At 37.0% G+C, this 16,898-nt stretch carries 18 protein-coding genes and 4 pseudogenes; 12 read left to right on the forward strand and 10 right to left on the reverse strand.

Annotation, left to right across the window (positions count from 1 at the left end; translation table 11 throughout):
* Positions 1 to 68: 68 nt before the first annotated feature.
* Positions 69 to 234, forward strand: a pseudogene (locus NYE49_RS09590) (glycoside hydrolase family 11 protein); the annotation flags it as partial.
* 207 nt (positions 235 to 441) lie between these two features.
* On the opposite strand, the gene yncB reads toward NYE49_RS09590, so the two are convergent.
* Complete coding sequence (yncB, locus tag NYE49_RS09595; protein ID WP_342411017.1) at positions 442 to 1,077, reverse strand: endonuclease YncB; 636 nt, start codon at positions 1,075 to 1,077, stop codon at positions 442 to 444.
* A 413-nt stretch (positions 1,078 to 1,490) separates the two neighbouring features.
* On the opposite strand from yncB, the gene NYE49_RS09600 reads away from it, so the two are divergent.
* Positions 1,491 to 2,906, forward strand: coding sequence for a sugar porter family MFS transporter (locus NYE49_RS09600; RefSeq protein ID WP_047182659.1), 1,416 nt, complete (start codon positions 1,491 to 1,493; stop codon positions 2,904 to 2,906).
* Between the two features lie 101 nt (positions 2,907 to 3,007).
* Here the strand turns inward: NYE49_RS09600 and alr are convergent, their stop codons facing one another.
* Together alr and NYE49_RS09610 are read right to left on the reverse strand one after the other, a co-directional pair.
* On the reverse strand, positions 3,008 to 4,192 hold the full coding sequence (gene alr, locus NYE49_RS09605) for an alanine racemase (protein WP_047182660.1): 1,185 nt from the start codon (positions 4,190 to 4,192) through the stop codon (positions 3,008 to 3,010).
* Positions 4,193 to 4,603: 411 nt separating this feature from the next.
* A complete protein-coding gene (locus tag NYE49_RS09610; RefSeq protein WP_047182661.1) occupies positions 4,604 to 5,032 on the reverse strand; it encodes a hypothetical protein in 429 nt (142 codons plus the stop codon).
* Between the two features lie 438 nt (positions 5,033 to 5,470).
* Here NYE49_RS09610 and NYE49_RS09615 point away from each other — a divergent pair, with 438 nt between their 5' ends.
* Together NYE49_RS09615 and dutA are read left to right on the forward strand one after the other, a co-directional pair.
* On the forward strand, positions 5,471 to 5,932 hold the full coding sequence (locus NYE49_RS09615) for a DUF2691 family protein (RefSeq protein WP_047182662.1): 462 nt from the start codon (positions 5,471 to 5,473) through the stop codon (positions 5,930 to 5,932).
* Between the two features lie 29 nt (positions 5,933 to 5,961).
* A complete protein-coding gene (gene dutA / locus NYE49_RS09620) occupies positions 5,962 to 6,396 on the forward strand; it encodes a dUTP diphosphatase DutA (RefSeq protein WP_003245820.1) in 435 nt (144 codons plus the stop codon).
* A 734-nt stretch (positions 6,397 to 7,130) separates the two neighbouring features.
* Here dutA and NYE49_RS09625 read toward each other — a convergent pair.
* Positions 7,131 to 7,430, reverse strand: a pseudogene (locus NYE49_RS09625) (hypothetical protein); the annotation flags it as partial.
* A gap of 405 nt (positions 7,431 to 7,835) precedes the next feature.
* Between NYE49_RS09625 and NYE49_RS09630 the strand changes: the two are divergent.
* The 3 genes from NYE49_RS09630 to NYE49_RS09640 all read left to right on the forward strand — a co-directional run bounded on the left by NYE49_RS09630 (position 7,836) and on the right by NYE49_RS09640 (position 10,609).
* A complete protein-coding gene (locus NYE49_RS09630) occupies positions 7,836 to 8,000 on the forward strand; it encodes a hypothetical protein (RefSeq protein WP_144052037.1) in 165 nt (54 codons plus the stop codon).
* Positions 8,001 to 8,274: 274 nt separating this feature from the next.
* Positions 8,275 to 9,114, forward strand: a complete 840-nt coding sequence (locus NYE49_RS09635; RefSeq protein ID WP_047182664.1) for a thymidylate synthase — start codon at positions 8,275 to 8,277, stop codon at positions 9,112 to 9,114.
* Positions 9,115 to 10,024: 910 nt separating this feature from the next.
* Positions 10,025 to 10,609: a hypothetical protein gene (locus NYE49_RS09640; RefSeq protein ID WP_047182666.1), complete on the forward strand. Its 585-nt coding sequence runs from the start codon at positions 10,025 to 10,027 to the stop codon at positions 10,607 to 10,609.
* A gap of 29 nt (positions 10,610 to 10,638) precedes the next feature.
* Here the strand turns inward: NYE49_RS09640 and NYE49_RS09645 are convergent.
* The 5 genes and pseudogenes from NYE49_RS09645 to tatAC form a co-directional block, all read right to left on the reverse strand.
* Positions 10,639 to 10,830, reverse strand: a pseudogene (locus NYE49_RS09645) (hypothetical protein); the annotation flags it as partial.
* A gap of 466 nt (positions 10,831 to 11,296) precedes the next feature.
* Positions 11,297 to 12,019, reverse strand: a complete 723-nt coding sequence (locus NYE49_RS09650; protein WP_144413659.1) for a YrpD family protein — start codon at positions 12,017 to 12,019, stop codon at positions 11,297 to 11,299.
* Between the two features lie 160 nt (positions 12,020 to 12,179).
* Complete coding sequence (locus tag NYE49_RS09655; protein WP_047182668.1) at positions 12,180 to 12,536, reverse strand: YoqO family protein; 357 nt, start codon at positions 12,534 to 12,536, stop codon at positions 12,180 to 12,182.
* Between the two features lie 244 nt (positions 12,537 to 12,780).
* Positions 12,781 to 13,005 carry a hypothetical protein gene (locus tag NYE49_RS09660; protein WP_015483277.1) on the reverse strand — a complete coding sequence of 75 codons (225 nt, stop codon included), beginning with the start codon at positions 13,003 to 13,005 and terminating at the stop codon, positions 12,781 to 12,783.
* 175 nt (positions 13,006 to 13,180) lie between these two features.
* Positions 13,181 to 13,369: a twin-arginine translocase TatAC gene (gene tatAC, locus NYE49_RS09665; RefSeq protein ID WP_003231634.1), complete on the reverse strand. Its 189-nt coding sequence runs from the start codon at positions 13,367 to 13,369 to the stop codon at positions 13,181 to 13,183.
* A 78-nt stretch (positions 13,370 to 13,447) separates the two neighbouring features.
* Between tatAC and NYE49_RS09670 the strand changes: the two are divergent.
* Together NYE49_RS09670 and NYE49_RS09675 are read left to right on the forward strand one after the other, a co-directional pair.
* Positions 13,448 to 13,607, forward strand: a pseudogene (locus NYE49_RS09670) (hypothetical protein).
* 15 nt (positions 13,608 to 13,622) lie between these two features.
* Entirely contained in the window at positions 13,623 to 14,021 is a 399-nt protein-coding gene (locus NYE49_RS09675; RefSeq protein WP_047182670.1) for a hypothetical protein, read from the forward strand.
* 62 nt (positions 14,022 to 14,083) lie between these two features.
* Here the strand turns inward: NYE49_RS09675 and NYE49_RS09680 are convergent, their stop codons facing one another.
* The gene (locus NYE49_RS09680) at positions 14,084 to 14,518 is read right to left on the reverse strand and encodes an SRPBCC domain-containing protein (RefSeq protein WP_047182671.1); all 435 of its coding nucleotides are present in this window, start codon (positions 14,516 to 14,518) and stop codon (positions 14,084 to 14,086) included.
* Positions 14,519 to 14,667: 149 nt separating this feature from the next.
* On the opposite strand from NYE49_RS09680, the gene NYE49_RS09685 reads away from it, so the two are divergent.
* The 3 genes from NYE49_RS09685 (at position 14,668) to NYE49_RS09695 (ending at position 16,873) form a co-directional block, all read left to right on the forward strand.
* Positions 14,668 to 14,790: a hypothetical protein gene (locus tag NYE49_RS09685; RefSeq protein ID WP_284675384.1), complete on the forward strand. Its 123-nt coding sequence runs from the start codon at positions 14,668 to 14,670 to the stop codon at positions 14,788 to 14,790.
* Positions 14,791 to 14,827: 37 nt separating this feature from the next.
* Positions 14,828 to 15,016 (forward strand): hypothetical protein, encoded by a 189-nt coding sequence (locus NYE49_RS09690; protein WP_015383754.1) that lies wholly within the window; start codon positions 14,828 to 14,830, stop codon positions 15,014 to 15,016.
* Positions 15,017 to 15,310: 294 nt separating this feature from the next.
* Entirely contained in the window at positions 15,311 to 16,873 is a 1,563-nt protein-coding gene (locus NYE49_RS09695) for a spore germination protein (RefSeq protein WP_015383755.1), read from the forward strand.
* Positions 16,874 to 16,898: the final 25 nt, after the last annotated feature.

Consider the following 16,898-nt stretch of genomic DNA (forward strand, 5'->3'; position numbering starts at 1 on the left):
AATGATCAATCATCATTAAAGGCCTTTGATGACATGGCTGCCTTCTTTTGAAAAGATGGTGAGAATAAGGTATCGCAACCTTTAAACAGTATTGGAGTGTCCAGCAGACAAAACGAACGAGCGGAACCGTATTTTGTCAGCGAACACTTCAAGAAGTGGGAAAGCTTAGGAATGCCAATGGGTAAGATGTATGAAACCGCGCTAACGACGGTAGAGGGATCTCTTGATTTATGATGAAATAGGAAGGATGTTTACAACCCCCTCACATTGACGTGAAGGGGTGTTTTTTATTGTTACTATACAGCGGAAATTTTACAGGCATATTTGCATGATTTTAGCTTGATAAGCAGAATGGAAACTAGACACGCCATCATCTCTTTCTCATTCTTTGGAAACTGCATTCTGCTAGGTTTGCTGCTTTTTTTAACAGACAGTGTTTTTCTATTTCACACAGCCATTAAATCTTCTGTTCGTCACATAACCACTCTTACTCCAAATTGACAGTTTTTCTGATTTTGCTTCTTGCTCATCTAGTCTGAATTGGTCTATGTATTTTGTGTTAGGCTCATATACATATGCTACTCTGGCCAATCCCTCTTTCAATAATGTCTCTTGAACAGATTTGCCGTCAACATAAACGAATGCTAACAGTCTTCCATACTTATCTCTGCGATCGCCTTTATCAAATTCCAGCTGTAGCTTACCGCTGTTGACCAATTCTTTATTTCGTTTCGACGCATCCTCACCGTATGGCTGAACACAAGAATTCGGTTTCTTCGTCTCAGGTGTATCAACGAGCAAGTAGCGAACTGTGTCTTTCTTTCCGTTGTAAATAACCTTAATCGTATCTCCATCTATTGCTCTATCTAATGTAACATTGACCAATTTCTTCTGCTTTTTTGAATGAGGCGTGCCGGCCTTTTGTTCTGTCTGATTATATTCATTAGATTGAGTATCTTGAGAGACTTGCTCCGTCCCATTAGAATCTGAATGGTTTTTGACTGCGTGATTTGATCCGCAAGCTGTCAAAGTAATACTTAAAACGATTGCGATCATACTGATCAAAATCTTCTTCATATTGATTCCCTCTTTATCATTTTCTCTTTTCGCGATTAAACATCATCATTATAACGATAGTGGACATTTTTTGTGAATGGGAAACTTCAAGGGAACTTATAACACTCAAATTGCCAATAGTTAACATCCTAATAAGATGATCAAAACATAACCATCACATAGCGGAAATAAATAATTCTGAAAATAATATTGATTGAAAATGCTTTTGGAATTATGATAATATGAGAAATGACAATAATGTGACAAAAATATTACTACAACATAACAACTAATAGCTTAGGTTTATTCTACTGTCTAAAAATGTAAACGGTTACAAATCCAGAGGCGAAAATCTAAGATAGAGATGACTTTAGTTTTGACTCAATATCCACACTGAAAGAGCTTATTAAGTATTCTTAATAAAGGCAGGGGAAATGGATATGAATGAACATCGAAATCGAAGGTTGAAATTAATAATGATTTCAGCAACTTTTGGAGGGCTTCTCTTTGGATATGACACCGGAGTTATAAATGGAGCTTTACCTTTTATGGCAAGGCCAGATCAGCTTGATTTAACACCGGTTACAGAAGGGCTTGTTACGAGTATTCTTTTATTAGGTGCCGCATTTGGAGCGTTGTTATGCGGAAGATTGGCTGATCGATATGGCCGACGTAAAATGATCCTTAATCTTTCCTTTTTATTTTTCCTGGCATCACTGGGAACAGCGTTAGCACCTAGTGTTTTCATCATGGCGGCCTTTCGTTTTTTACTGGGGCTGGCTGTTGGAGGAGCCTCGGCGATGGTGCCGGCCTTTTTAGCAGAAATGGCACCGCATGAAAAGAGAGGGCGTATGGTAACCCAAAATGAACTAATGATTGTTGGCGGGCAATTTTTAGCATATGTTTTTAATGCGATCCTCGGTGTAACAATGGCAAATACGGGACATGTTTGGAGATACATGCTAGTCATTTGTGCTGTTCCGGCTATCATGTTATTTGCCAGTATGCTTAAGGTCCCAGAAAGCCCCCGATGGCTAATCTCCAAAGGCAAAAAAAGTGAGGCGCTGCGTGTTCTTAAACAAATTCGAGAAGATAAACGTGCAGAAGCTGAATGTAGAGAAATTCAAGAAGCGGTAGAAAAAGATACAACACTAGAAAAGGCATCACTCAAGGACTTTTCTACACCATGGCTGCGCCGTCTTTTATGGATTGGAATCGGTGTTGCCATCGTGAATCAAATTACAGGTGTGAACTCGATTATGTATTATGGCACACAAATCCTTAAAGAATCTGGTTTTGGTACAAAAGCGGCTTTAATCGCTAATATTGGAAATGGGCTGATATCAGTTATTGCAGTTATATTTGGGATTTGGCTGGTCGGAAAAGTGAGACGGCGTCCAATATTATTGATTGGTTTGGCGGGGACGACTACAGCGCTCCTATTGATTGCGATTTTCTCAATTGTGCTTGATAGATCTATGGCACTTCCTTATGTAGTGCTTTCTTTGACCGTTTTATTTCTTGCCTTTATGCAAGGGTGTGTAGGACCTGTGACTTGGCTTGTCATAGCGGAAATATTCCCTCAAAGGTTAAGAGGACTTGGTTCTGGGATAAGTGTTTTTTTCCTTTGGATATTAAACTTTGTGATCGGTTTTGCTTTCCCGATCTTGCTTAGCTCTGTAGGTTTGTCTTTTACATTCTTTATATTTGTGGCTTTAGGTGTATTGGCAATCGGTTTTGTATACAAATTCATGCCGGAAACAAAAGGGCGTACACTTGAAGAATTAGAAGAGCATTTTCGTTCTCGACACGATCTTAATACTCCTGAACAATCAGTTATTGAGGTATAAATATGTTGAAAATCTCTCTTCTTATAGGAGGGATTTTTTTAGTTTCAGAAAAAACAAAATCCCTCAGGTAGAGGGATCTTGATTCAGCATTTTAAGATGTTCTACACGTATAATATTGGAGTTGATACTTTAAAAATCTCGCCATCTCTTATATAAAAACGAGGGATGCGGCGGCTTAATGTAGACACGACTTCATAGTTAATCGTATTGAGCATTTCAGCCACTTCATCAACGGAAATCTCGGCTCCTTTTTGCTTACCGTAAATCACGACTTCTTCTCCTTGTTTACCTTCACCGTTTTCTCCTAAACTGACCATGATCATATCCATTGTTACTCTTCCCGCCACTGGCACTCGTTTTCCGCGATGAAGAACAAACCCGCGATTGGAAAGGGCACGAGAATAGCCGTCAGCATAGCCAATCGGGAGTGTAGCAATGACTTCATTAGGTTCTGCGACGTATGTAGCACCATAGCTAACGGTTCGGGGTTCTGTCCGCATGGTTTTCACATAAGCGATGCGTGCCTTTAAACTTAACGCAGGTTCAAGCTTAACGAGATTTAGTTGTTTAATATAGGCTGAAGGATATAAACCATATAAGCCGATACCTAAACGGATCATATCAGCGCTAAATTCCGGAAATGCGATAGCTGCAGCCGTGTTGCACATATGCACGGTGGGCAGCTCAATCCCCCGTTTTTTTAAAAAGCTGAGAAAACTGATGAATTTTTCGTGCTGCAGCTTTGTGAGTGTTGTGTCCGGTTCATCAGCTGTCGAAAAATGTGTGAAAATCCCTGTCCATCTGAGGAATTTACTTGCCTTTAAGGCTTTCACTACTTCTAAAAGTTCTTCCTTTGTGCGTACACCTAATCGTCCCATGCCGGTATCCACGTTAATATGAATGGCCAGCCGGTTAGCACTCGCTTCTTTTTCCAATATCTTGTTTGCTTCTTTCATCCAATCAACCTGAAATGCTGATAATGTTATATTCCAAGCTGCTGACTTCTTTACACAACTAAGGGATGTAAAACCAAGCACAAGGATAGGTGCTGTAATCCCAGCTTTTCGTAAAACGATTCCTTCTTCCACACTGGCAACAGCGAGCTCACTCGCCCCGTGTTCCAGTGCATGGCGTGCCACTTCTATAGACCCGTGACCATAACCGTTCGCTTTTACGACAGCCATTATTTTGCTCTTATGTGGAATATGACGGCGGATCGCTCGCAAATTCTTTTTAACGGCATCAAGATTGACTTCGATCCAAACTTCTCGGCAAAGCTTTATCATCAACGCTTCCTTCCTTCTTATGGATTATAAATACCACCTATTGCCGCAAGAGCAAATGTTAATTGTTGGATGATTCGATCTTATTTTATTCAACTTTATTTGAATTCATTCAACAGCAAATCCATGTGATACGAGAAGGTGCTTATCAATGTTCGAATAGCAAGTACGGGATACATGAGGCTTGTAAGTGGGGTGTTAATGGGTACGGCGACCGAGGATTACAAAAATGATTATTTGTTTTAGGACATTTTTTTCTAAGGGTAGATGATAACGAGAAATCTAATCAGGAAAAACTTATCGTTCATCAATACAAAGGATACAGGTTAGAATCTGTTGTTTGATGTTTGCAGTATAAAGCACAGAAAAAAGCAAGGAAGTAACAACAATCTTCCTTGCTCCATTGGATTCCTATTAGAGAGCACGTACTTTTGCAAAAGCTTTTATCTTAGCTCCATCATCATTTTGACAGCGAATATAATATGTTCCGGTTTTATAGTGTGATACGTCAAGAGTTAGAGTTACACTTTTGCCAGGTTTAACTGTATAGCCGGAAGCGATTGTTCCACCACCTGGTTTTACAATTTTGAATTCAAATGGATTGCTTCCTGTATTCTCAACAAAAACTCTGATTTCGCCATCTTCACTTCCATAATAATCAAAATAAAATTTTCCGTCACCTCTAAACGTTTCTTCCTCTTCTAGTATAATATCGGATTGTGCTTTTGCAAACGCAGAGACTTTTTTAGGTGTGTGGTCAATTGATGCAGCTGAAGCATAAGTAGAGCTTAATCCTGTAATTGAACTAACTAAAATCGTACCTACCACAATTTTCTTAAACACTTTTCTTCATCTCCTATATAAGAAATAAATTACAAAATTATACATTCGATAAAGAGTTGGAAAGACCTTTGGGAAATCCTATAATTCACAAGAAATACAAAAAGTGTATGTTGATTTCTCGTGAATATTTATGACGGAGTAAACATGTCATAACATGAGGATGATTAAAGCGTAATCAAGTACGGTCTACAGAGATGAGACAAGCAGGACACTTCATATGAAGGCACTGGCTGGGCTAACTTTTCTCGACAAAGACAAGAGAACAAGAGGGCGTCTTTTGTTATGAACATTGAATGAGAAGGGCTGAGGAAATTCTGTAAAAGATAATCGGTTGAAAAGGCAGTCGATTCCTTGTTCCATAAACCTAACGTCAGAGTATATAATTAAACTCGTATTCACAAAAATCGTTTAGAAAATCGTTTAAAGTAAGGGGTATACATGAACAGGGGAGTTAGTTTTCAAATACCGAATGAATATGGAAATTTTCTATGGAGAATACTGCAGCCGGTAGAAATAGCTAATTATAGGTGGCAAACGAGTGGGGAATCTTATTTTGTTGTAGAAGGAGAACTCGTTGATGAGGAGCTTTTTCATGACTACACAGTTGTTGAAGGGGCAGTTTTTGAGCAACAATTAAAACTGAATCAGTACTATACCATTTTCGTTGAACTGAAAGCATTTCCATATGGAAAAATGGTTAATCAAGTCAATACATATGAAGAGTTTGCTGACAGTGATTGCGAACTTGTCCTTTTGATAGCAGATAATAGCTACGTTTCGATTTACTGTAAAAACAAAAAATTCATTGAAAAACTTTACTTCAATGCTTTACAGAATGATTTTGAAGACGTTCAATTTATAACTGATGAAAATGACACAAGAACAAGCCTTACTGTATGATAGTCAATAAAAATTAAAGGAGCTAGTACATGACAATGCAAATTAAAATCAAGTATCTAGATGAAACACAAACAAGAATCAGCAAAATTGAGCAGGGAGACTGGATTGATCTTCGGGCAGCTGAAGATGTAACAATCAAAAAAGATGAATTTAAGCTTGTCCCATTAGGTGTTGCAATGGAGCTGCCTGAAGGTTACGAAGCACATGTCGTCCCTCGTTCAAGTACATATAAGAACTTTGGCGTTATTCAAACAAATTCAATGGGTGTTATCGATGAGTCATATAAGGGTGACAACGATTTCTGGTTCTTTCCTGCTTATGCATTGCGTGATACTGAAATTAAGAAGGGTGATCGTATTTGTCAGTTTAGAATCATGAAGAAAATGCCGGCGGTTGAATTGGTTGAAGTCGAGCATTTGGGAAACGAAGATAGAGGAGGACTTGGTTCAACAGGTACTAAGTAAACAAAATAAATCCTTGGCTGTCTTCATGCTGTGTGATTGATTAATGGAGGTTTCAGCCAAGGTACATATAAATATTATGTATAAAATGAATATTTTAATACGAAGCATTTAATTAAAAACAAATTTTAAAAAGGGAAGTTTTGAAAAAGTGAAATAGTAATAACTAAAGTCGATAAAGAACCTAAAGATGTCAAAGAAACAATTTTTCTGGTGTTTTGCTTTTTTGAAGGTTTACTTAGCTCGTGGATAACTGCCCCCCATAAAAGCATGGATGCTAAAATTATAATACTTATATACATATAGATGCTCCTTTTATTATATTTACAGTTTTTACATTTTTATCGATTTTACCACATTTAGGATTGAGATGTCGATGAAACAAGCATCTCTATAAAGAAATACTTTTATCTAAATTTTTATAAGTAGGGGAAGGCAACTAAAAACTAGTAATGTCACTAATAATAAGCCAAGTTAAATGACGTGTGTTCATTAATAATTGAATTTACAGCAGCCATGAGCACAAAAAAATCTGAGTATCGTCGATAAATATCATAAAAAAGCCCCCGGTATGTCGCCGGGGAATAAATAGACGTTTAAGAGATTTAGTGATGTTTTTTATATGATTCGACAAAATCATAATAATGATCATCGTCATCATGATACTTTTTTTCGTAATGATAATCGTGATCATCGTAATATTTTTTATCATGGTCATAATACTTTTTGTCGTAATCATAATGTTTTTTATCATGGTCATAATACTTTTTGTCGTAATCATAATGTTTTTTATCATGGTCATAATACTTTTTGTCGTAATCATAATGTTTTTTATCATGGTCATAATACTTTTTGTCGTAATCATAATGTTTTTTATCATGGTCATAATACTTTTTGTCGTAATCATAATGTTTTTTATCATGATCATAATACTTTTTGTCGCAATCATAATGCTTCTTATCATTGTCGTAATACTTTTTGTAATATGTTTTTTTCCAAGTGTAATACTCTTCTTTATATTTTTTATAATAACCCAATTAAATTCCTCCTTTATTTTATTCGAATTTAATTTATGAAGTTTAAATGATATGGTATGGTCAAATGAAATAAGAATAGTAAAAAGAGGCTGTTTAAAACACTTTCTGAAAAACAAAACGGATAGCTGTTTATGAAAATAAGAGCGAGAGAGAGCACTCAATCACTGTAAAATAATAGTAAAGTGTATAGAGAAGATTAATATACGTAAAAAGGGACTTTCTCATTGAAGAATATTTGAACGTTATGGTTAAGATTCAAGAGATCTATGATGTGATTTTTAACACTGCTTTCGGAAGGATTTAAAGTTAGACATCAAAAACAAGCAGCAAAACCGGTTAGAAACAGATCATATAAGGAATGAACCGCTGCCAAATATCATAAAAAAGTTGTTAATGATCAAATGAATGAAATTAGAGAGAATTTATTTTAAAGAAAGCCCAATTGCACATGGACAACTGACAATTGATATTGAGGTAAAATACAATGCATTAAATCAGAAAAAGCTATTGGAGGATTTAATGTGTTTAGACAATTTCCAATTTGGTATACACAAACACCTAACTATTTAAATTTTTATGTGCCGCAATATCAAACCATTTCTTATAATCCTCAACAATGTTATCAACGGTGTATGTACCAAACTGGCGGTAACTATGAGCTATGTGACAGACTATGTTATGGGGAAATACAGGTGTAAAAGAGGGGGGATTAACTCCTCTTTAAACACACAGTGAGTGGAATAAGATCCTCACTTTATCTGCGAGTGCTTAGTATTTGCGATAATATTGCATTCGTAATAAATTATGCTTAGCAACTGAAAATGAAAGAAGGATATGAATAGTTATGACGCAATTCGATAAACAATACAATTCAATTATAAAGGATATTATCAATAATGGAATCTCAGACGAAGAGTTTGATGTGAGAACCAAGTGGGACTCAGATGGAACACCGGCACATACTCTAAGTGTAATCAGTAAGCAAATGAGATTCGACAACTCAGAGGTTCCGATTTTAACGACAAAAAAGGTTGCCTGGAAAACAGCCATTAAAGAGTTGCTCTGGATTTGGCAGCTGAAATCTAATGATGTTAATGATTTAAACAAGATGGGCGTACATATTTGGGATCAGTGGAAACAAGAAGACGGCACCATCGGACATGCATATGGATTTCAGCTGGGGAAGAAAAACAGAAGTCTAAATGGAGAAAAAGTGGATCAGGTTGATTATCTTCTTCATCAATTGAAGAACAACCCGTCTTCACGCAGACACATTACAATGCTGTGGAATCCTGATGATTTAGACGCAATGGCCTTAACGCCATGTGTATACGAAACTCAATGGTATGTTAAGCAAGGTAAGCTCCACCTTGAGGTAAGAGCACGGAGCAATGACATGGCGTTGGGGAATCCATTCAATGTATTCCAGTACAATGTGTTGCAGCGCATGATTGCTCAAGTGACTGGTTATGAGCTTGGTGATTATATCTTTAACATTGGGGATTGCCATGTGTATACACGTCATATAGACAATTTGAAAATTCAAATGGAAAGAGAACAGTTTGAAGCACCTGAACTATGGATCAATCCTGAAGTCAAAGATTTTTATGACTTTACCATTGATGATTTCAAGTTAATCAACTATAAACATGGGGACAAGCTTTTATTTGAGGTAGCGGTTTAATGCTGCCTTTTTATTGTGCAGTGAATTAATGGTAGGGGCGGAAGGGGATAATATGTTATTTTTCAGAATATAAGCTGGCATTAGGCTAAATATGAAGAAATTTCTTCTTCATATTTCTATAAACAAATAGTAAACAAAATTGGAGCCCAACGCGAAACAAAAGGATTGTTAGAAGCGTTGGGTTCTCTTAGTACAAGTGAACAACGGATGCGTGGTCTGAAAAATTAAACGAACGATATGAAAAGGCCATTGGTTTTATAAGGTGTTAATTCCTCCTATTAATATCATAAGGCTCAAGAAAATTGTAATGAAAAGAAAAGCCCATACTATAGCTGTAAAAGGATTGTTGAGCCCCATCCTTTCCTTCCAATTTATATTAGTGGATCGATTGGTTTTGTATTTTGCTAACTGGATACATAAGATCACATTAAAAAAAACTGAAATAACAAGAGCTATAACTAAATAAAGGTTCATTTTCATCAACCTTTCTAGATTATTTTTAAAACACTTGAATAGCTTAATTGTAAACCTAATATTAACATATACATATTTCACCTTAAAAGACCAACATCGTGCAATGAATTCAATTACTTTGTGCAGTTCTAGGTTATTTGTTTTTGTTATGAAACTTTTTGGTCCCTGACTAAAATTCAACTTAAAAATGAAAAGATTGAAATTATCCATAACTATAATTAAAGGAAAAGTTTCATATTTTTTAGCACGGGATTGTGTTTCTGCGATGGATTGCCTTAAGATTTGCCAGGGATGAACAAGCACTATGTTAAATAATACTATACCAATGAATTTCTATTAAAAAATTCATAATATTTTAAAATAACCATTTAAATATATTTCTAGAAATTGTATACTTATATGGTACTAAATGAATACATAGAAAGGACTGTTGTCGATGAAAAAAGTTTTTTGTAAGTTAGCCATTAGTTCTATAGCTCTATTTACCCTGTCTCTTCCTAATGGCAATGTATTAGCTGCTGAAAAAGGGGAAGAAAAACCTGTCTCAATTAAAGGCGTTGAGTCACAAGTGCATACTGTATTTGCAAACGAGACAACTGGAGTAACAAGCAACTTAGGAGGAGGGGAGTTTACTGCGCAATTTGTGAATGATTTTCGTAATGTTAAGATGAATGTAAAAACATATAAAAGCTGGTCTAGCTTTAAAAGAGTTTCTGATAATATAGCAACGGGGAGTAAAGGTGGATCTATTACTGCAAACAAAACAGTTACTTTTACAACAACTGTCAGCGGATCTATAAGTGGTTTAGGAATATCGACTGCAGGCTCTGTAGCAAGCTCTAAAGGATACACTCTAAATGTTGGAGCGAATAAAAGAGTCTATATGGCATATAGAGTTAGGTATAATGTAGAAGAAGGATACAACTGTCGTAAGGATATAGTTACTGGTAAATGTGTATCAAAGAAAAAATATGTAGTTAAAAAACCTATGTATGGAGAATATGCACTGAAAAACTATTAATTTTATATAAAAAAGATTAGCTATAAAAGCTAATCTTTTTTATTAAGAAGAAAATATCCTAATTTTGAAACTAGATACAAAGTGAAAGCAATCATTAATGTTCTCGATATAACAATACCATGAATAGCCAAATCATATCCAGCAGGTATCAAAGCTTTTGTATTAAACATAAAATACATTGATACCAGAAGAGCAATAATAACTAAAATAATTCCAAAAAGACCTATTTTTCCGTATTTCATACAAATTCCACCCTATATTAAAATATGATAAATAACCAAAGGAGCTGAAGATTTCGATAATTCACTTTACAATCATCAAGCAATGACCAACATCGAACCTCTGTTAGTGTAATTGTCAACCTAAGCTTCAAGGTAGTTATTTTTGTAATTAAAAAAATAATTGAAAGCCCCATAAATAAGGGGCTTTTAATTTATGTAGTTCTATAGTAATTGAATTAATCATACCAAAGTTATTTCAAAATTTCAACTTTTGCTTATGATTAATTTTATCATCGAAACAAAAATGTCTTAATTCTAACGCTGTTTAAATAAAGTTACACATAAAAAGGGAAGTACTACTGTTCGTAAATCTATATAGGGAGTGGATTCCGACACGGTTTTTTATGGGGATGGAAAATTGATTATAAAACCGCCAGACAATGCTGGCGGCTTTTTGCTGCTTCGTTTATTTATTAACAGAGATCGTAACGTTATTTCCTGCAACTGAAACCTTTGCGAAATCCTGTGTATCTACCACAGGAGTGACGGCTTTATTGTCGATTGTGATGTTGTTAAAAGATGTCGAAAAGGTTGCTTTGATCGCATCACGCTGGCTTTCATACGAAACAGCCGCGGTAGCAAGGGTTTTCCATTTTGAAATCGTGCCGATGTTGGTTCCTTGAATTTCTGTGATAATCCGTCCGGTATAGCCGTCATTGTTCGTTCCCCAAAGGGTCATGCGCGTATTGCCGCTTAAATTTTTATAGATTGTCATTTGGACTGTGCTTCCAGGGCGGAAGCCTTTATTGTATGTGAATTTGTCTTTTCCTTCGATGTACGTTTCTTCATTTTTGGACCCAACCTTCATGAGGGGCTTCCAGACGTTGTATTGTTTGCTGTACTGAAGCCCGATATCGGCTTCAGTTCCGCTTGATGCCCTAAAGCCTGAATAAATATAGGTAGTAGAGACCGAGTCGTTATTTTTGACAGTTTCAGGAAGCGTGATTTTAGCTGTAAAAACGGCGCCCGTACTGTTCAGGTAGGCACGGCCGCCGATTCCGTTAGGCAGCTGGGATGCTGCTTTTGCGACTTGAGCGTCTGCCGCTGGTAAGCCTGGTATACCTGATGAAAGGGTTCCGAAAAGAACTGCTGTTCCTACTGCACCTGCAATCAATACTTTTTTCATCAAAATTCCCCCTTTTGATAGTGGTTTCGCCATTTATTATACCTTATTTTGGAACTGGATTGATGTATATAAATCGACAAAATATTTCATTTTGAGTGAAGTAAGGGACGAACCGCTTCGCCAATCTTAAAGCTATATACCTTTATTAGAGGAAAGAACGAGATCACAATCGTTTTAACCGATTTGAAATTTTCCTCAAAATAAAAGTACAAATGCTTAAAGAAACGATCATTAAAAGAATGCCCGCTATCGTTTCCCAGCCTGTAAAAAAGAGGTGACGTTTCATCAATGTCTGTCCTTGTAAAATGACAAAAGCACAGATTCCGACTAAGAAAAGAAAACAAATACTTAGGATTGCTAACGCTTTACGTGAGTATGTTTTCATTTCATCTTTAAAATACAGCAATACGAAAACAAAGCAGATAACATTGGCTATTGTTCTTATCACCTCAAAGCTTTTCATGACAACTGATATAAATAGACAAAGTAAAATGAGATAAAATACGATGTTTCTATACAAAAAACCTCTCCTTTTATGTATGATCCTCAAAGAGTTTATAAAAGTTTCTTTGTAACTGCAATAAACTGAATGCGCTCACTTACGAACTAACTAAACTATGTACTAAATATTCATTATTCTTTTTTAGATTCAGTCACCAAGGTTTTCATAGAAAGGGAAGCTTCAGAAATATACATATAGTGCACAAACAAAAAAAGACCCGGCAATAGCCGGGGGAAAGTAAAAACGAGGAGATGTTAATCGTTTAGTAGTGTTTTTTATGCTTTTTATACTCTACAACATAATCATAGTCTTTTTTATCGTGATCATAATATTTTTTATCATAGTCATCATATTTTTTGTCGTAATCACAGTCATAATATTTTTTATCATGGTGGTCATAGTATTTTTTATCATATTCGTAATACTTCTTATAATACGTTTTTTTGACCGTATAATACTCTTCTTTGTATTTTTTGTAATAACCCATATATACTCCTCCTTTATTTTTACTACGCTTTATTATACGGCGAGTAGATTTTGCGGCTTGGACAGTTAAAATCATAGAAGGAAAAAAGGGCTGTCCAAATGATAAAAAAAAGACAGATGACACAAAAACAAATCAAAATAAAGAGCCGATTTTTCATCGGCCCAAACGATTTATCCTACATTTGTTTGTCTTCTTTGTTTTCTGAGTCATTTTTTCTGATATCCTGAGTCAGTCCGCTTGTTGCTTGTTTAAATTCTGATAAGGCTTTTCCTGCTGCACGGCCAAGCGCCGGCAGTTTATCAGGCCCAAATACTAAAAAACCCACAAACAAAATAACGAGTATTTTTGTGAAGCTTAATTCCATATCCTTTTCCCCCTGATTGAAGTACAACCTTTTAAACAAATTATAAGAGATAGCAGTACAAATGGGAATGCATTTATTTTGAACATTTTAAAACCAGCACAAAGGCAGATTCATAAAACGGCTGCTGCTGAATATAATGTCCAATGCCACCTGCCTAAGAAGCAGGGAGGCAGGCTGGATCAATTATGTAGCTCTGCCGGAAATGATACAAACGTATCTGCGGCTATCATTGAAATAGAGGAGTGGTGTAGCTATGAGATTCACTAAGGTAGTTGGATTTTTGTCTGTTTTAGGGTTTGCTGCGGTTTTTCCATTAACGGCACAAGCAGAAAAAGCCGGAACTGCGGGGGCTGGAGAGTGGGATAAGTTGGGGACTTACACATATACTTACCCAAGTCCGACGGTATACTCAACCGGAGGAGATTTTAGAGTGTGCCTTTCAGGAAGCACTCCTTTTTCTGTCTCACTGCACTTATATGAGGATGATCCCGGTGACAATCCTGATGATTATGTAGGGGCAAACTATTTTTCACCCGGAGAATGCCACACATTTGACAGTATTGGAAAATTTGTAGATGGGAGCAATAACAAGGCCGAGTTCTTTGTTACCGATTACTCTGGTAAATCTAAAACTGTTACGTTTTATGATTGATGGACTCAAATTGTGAAGTATAACCCTTGGAAAAAAACAAAAAAGAGAGATACCTCTCTTTTTTATTCTTCGACAGCCTTACGAAGCCGTTCATTTACAATGCCAGTCCAGCCGCCATCCATCTTGCCGCGAACGACGGAGCTTTTCTCGTTTGCTTTGCCGATCACTTCAATCGGCTCTTTCCAGCCGCTGTGAATAAGGGTAAACCCTGTCTTTTCCCCCAAGTCTTCTAATTGAAAGGTAACGACCCATCCTTCTGTATCCCATTCAAAAGAAAGTTCAGTTGGAGCTTGAACAGCCAAAACTTTACAAGGGGACGGCCCAAACGGTGATTGTAAGTGAAATTCTTGTCCTTCTTTGAGCTGAAAGTCATTGGGCATAAACCACTTGGCAATGCCTTCTGAAGTAGAGACTGTCTCCCAGACTTTCTGAATGGGAGCCTCCAGGGTAATGCTTTTTGTAATATCCGGTAATGCATTTTCGTTGTTTTGAGCCATTGCTTTTACCTCTTGACATATGATGTTTTTTTCAATTCAATCATATAATAACTAATAAGATCATGTCCACAGCGTGCATTATTTATGCTAGAGCTGCTGTTGAACAGCGTGTCAGTCGCCAGTCTGATCTGTGAATGGGAGAATTCTGCATGCGCGAGAAAGAGAGAGATGTGTATGTTGTCATTTCTTTCATGCTTGTTTGCTCAGCCGCAACTGTTATGTTTGAACTGGAATTCCTGCTCAGCCAATTTATTTTGCGATTTTTGTTTTAATAGTAAATGAGCCATTTTCTAAAACAGGAGGTTTTTTATGCTTGGAAAAATCAAAGCAGCCATTGATAACAGTCCAGGGAAGCCGGCCAGAATTATAGTTAGTGAAAAAGCGTTTCAGCAATTAGAGGAAGAAATGCGCTTTGTTTACGTTTCCAAACCGAAAACGATAATGGGGATTCCTGTGGAAGTTTCAGATCAGGAAGAAAGCTTCAAGCTGGAATTTTAGTTTATCCCAGACTGCTAAAAGGCTCATTTTGTGTTAATTATGCAAAATGGTCAGGTTGATTTCTTTAAAAGCATGATGAAATGTTCATCATGCTTTTTTTATTGAGAAAAAAGACGAACATAAAAAATAGGTATACGGGAAAAATAATCCTATTAGAGAGAGGGGAACTGACAGATGGATAACATGATATCAACACTTACTGACTGGAATGTGTGGTTTCAAGCGTTAGTTGTATTTCTCGTTCCATATGTAATCTATAAAGTGTTTACTTGGATTCATGTATAAGAAGGTGCAATGATGAGGTGGCGGAGCAATCAGTACAAAACACAGAAGCAGCATAAATCAGATTATTCAACAGCTGAAAAGCAGGATCAGGATGTGTTAACTGGTAACATCGGATACGATTTAGAACATGTAAAAAGAAAAATAGGACATAACGGGGACGTTCACTTCCGTGAGCTTGAAATCACTCATTTACATGTGAAAGCGGCATTGATCTTTGTTGAAGGACTGTCTGATCAGGATTTGATTAATAAAGGACTATCAGTGTTAGCCATGAATCAACCTAATCAGGTAAGCGATGAAATTTCTCAATCCGGCAAAGGTATTTTAACTTCGAAACAGATAAAAAATCAAATCGTATCAATCGGTGATGTCATAGAATCAGAGAAAATCAGTGATATCGTGTTGAATGTTTTCATGGGTTCGACAGCGCTTCTCATCGATGGAATACCGCAGGCCTTTCTTCTGGGAACTGTAAAAAAACAAAATCGAAGTATCGAGGAGCCGCTTTCAGAAGCGCTTGTCAGAGGGCCGCGCACAGGCTTTACAGAAGAGTTGAGTACGAATACAGCTCTTTTGAGACAGCAAGGAAAAAATGATCAATTAACATTGCAGAGATTTGAAGTAGGAACACGATTAAAAAAGGATTTAATCATCGCTTATATGAATGACATTGCAGATCCAAAAGTAGTCGAGGAAGTAAGAAAAAGAGTGAGAGGGATTGAGATCGATCATTTGCCGGAGTCAGGCTACGTTGAACAGTTAATTGAGGATAATTACTTGAGCCCGTTCCCGCAAGTACAGAGTACAGAACGTCCTGATCGCGTCATAAGCGGACTAATGGAAGGAAGAGTAGCCATTCTGCTTGACGGCACTCCGTTTGCTTTGATTGTTCCAGTCACTTTCAGCATGATGCTTCAATCGCCTGAAGATTATTATGAACGGTGGTTCCCGAGCTCGCTCATCAGATTGCTGAGGTTCATAGCAGCAATGATAACGTTATTCGCACCCGCTTTATATATATCATTTATTTCTTTTCATCCGGGGTTAATTCCGACCAAGCTGGCGATTTCAATTTCCGGGACGCGCCAAGGTGTTCCGTTCCCATCCCTCATTGAAGCCTTATTTATGGAAGTCGCGATCGAAATTTTAAGAGAAGCGGGGCTTCGTCTGCCAAAACCAATTGGACCCGCAATTGGCATAGTTGGCGGATTAATCATCGGGGAAGCAGCTGTGCAGGCGGGGATTGTCAGTCCAATCATGGTCATTGTTGTTGCGCTCACAGCAATTTCTTCATTTGCCATCCCGCATTATAGCACAGGTATAGCACTTCGGATGCTTCGGTTTGGCGCGATGTTTTGTGCGGCGGTGTTTGGATTGTTTGGAGTCATTATGTATTATCTGCTGCTAAGCAGCCATGTCGTAAAGCTAAAGAGCTTTGGTGTGCCATACGCAAGTCCGGCAGTGCCCTATCACTTAAAAGATTGGAAAGACTTTGTTATCAGAATGCCTCTTTTAGTCATGAAGCGCCGGCCTAAAATGATGAATACAGATAATACAAAACGGGTGAAGTGATGAACTCGACAGGATGGTGATAAAG

This window comes from Bacillus sp. FSL L8-0358 (assembly GCF_038593095.1).
GTDB classification, from domain to species: Bacteria; Bacillota; Bacilli; order Bacillales; family Bacillaceae; genus Bacillus; species Bacillus subtilis.

Bases quoted from the DNA above. Each gene is read 5' to 3' on its own strand.
- yncB (WP_342411017.1), bottom strand. From the start codon at position 1,077: ATGAAGAAGATTTTGATCAGTATGATCGCAATCGTTTTAAGTATTACT.
- NYE49_RS09600 (WP_047182659.1), top strand. From the start codon at position 1,491: ATGGATATGAATGAACATCGAAATCGAAGGTTGAAATTAATAATGATT.
- alr (WP_047182660.1), bottom strand. From the start codon at position 4,192: ATGATAAAGCTTTGCCGAGAAGTTTGGATCGAAGTCAATCTTGATGCC.
- NYE49_RS09615 (WP_047182662.1), top strand. From the start codon at position 5,471: ATGAACAGGGGAGTTAGTTTTCAAATACCGAATGAATATGGAAATTTT.
- dutA (WP_003245820.1), top strand. From the start codon at position 5,962: ATGACAATGCAAATTAAAATCAAGTATCTAGATGAAACACAAACAAGA.
- NYE49_RS09630 (WP_144052037.1), top strand. From the start codon at position 7,836: ATGAAATTAGAGAGAATTTATTTTAAAGAAAGCCCAATTGCACATGGA.
- NYE49_RS09635 (WP_047182664.1), top strand. From the start codon at position 8,275: ATGACGCAATTCGATAAACAATACAATTCAATTATAAAGGATATTATC.
- NYE49_RS09640 (WP_047182666.1), top strand. From the start codon at position 10,025: ATGAAAAAAGTTTTTTGTAAGTTAGCCATTAGTTCTATAGCTCTATTT.
- NYE49_RS09660 (WP_015483277.1), bottom strand. From the start codon at position 13,005: ATGGGTTATTACAAAAAATACAAAGAAGAGTATTATACGGTCAAAAAA.
- tatAC (WP_003231634.1), bottom strand. From the start codon at position 13,369: ATGGAATTAAGCTTCACAAAAATACTCGTTATTTTGTTTGTGGGTTTT.
- NYE49_RS09675 (WP_047182670.1), top strand. From the start codon at position 13,623: ATGAGATTCACTAAGGTAGTTGGATTTTTGTCTGTTTTAGGGTTTGCT.
- NYE49_RS09680 (WP_047182671.1), bottom strand. From the start codon at position 14,518: ATGGCTCAAAACAACGAAAATGCATTACCGGATATTACAAAAAGCATT.
- NYE49_RS09685 (WP_284675384.1), top strand. From the start codon at position 14,668: ATGCGCGAGAAAGAGAGAGATGTGTATGTTGTCATTTCTTTCATGCTT.
- NYE49_RS09690 (WP_015383754.1), top strand. From the start codon at position 14,828: ATGCTTGGAAAAATCAAAGCAGCCATTGATAACAGTCCAGGGAAGCCG.
- NYE49_RS09695 (WP_015383755.1), top strand. From the start codon at position 15,311: ATGATGAGGTGGCGGAGCAATCAGTACAAAACACAGAAGCAGCATAAA.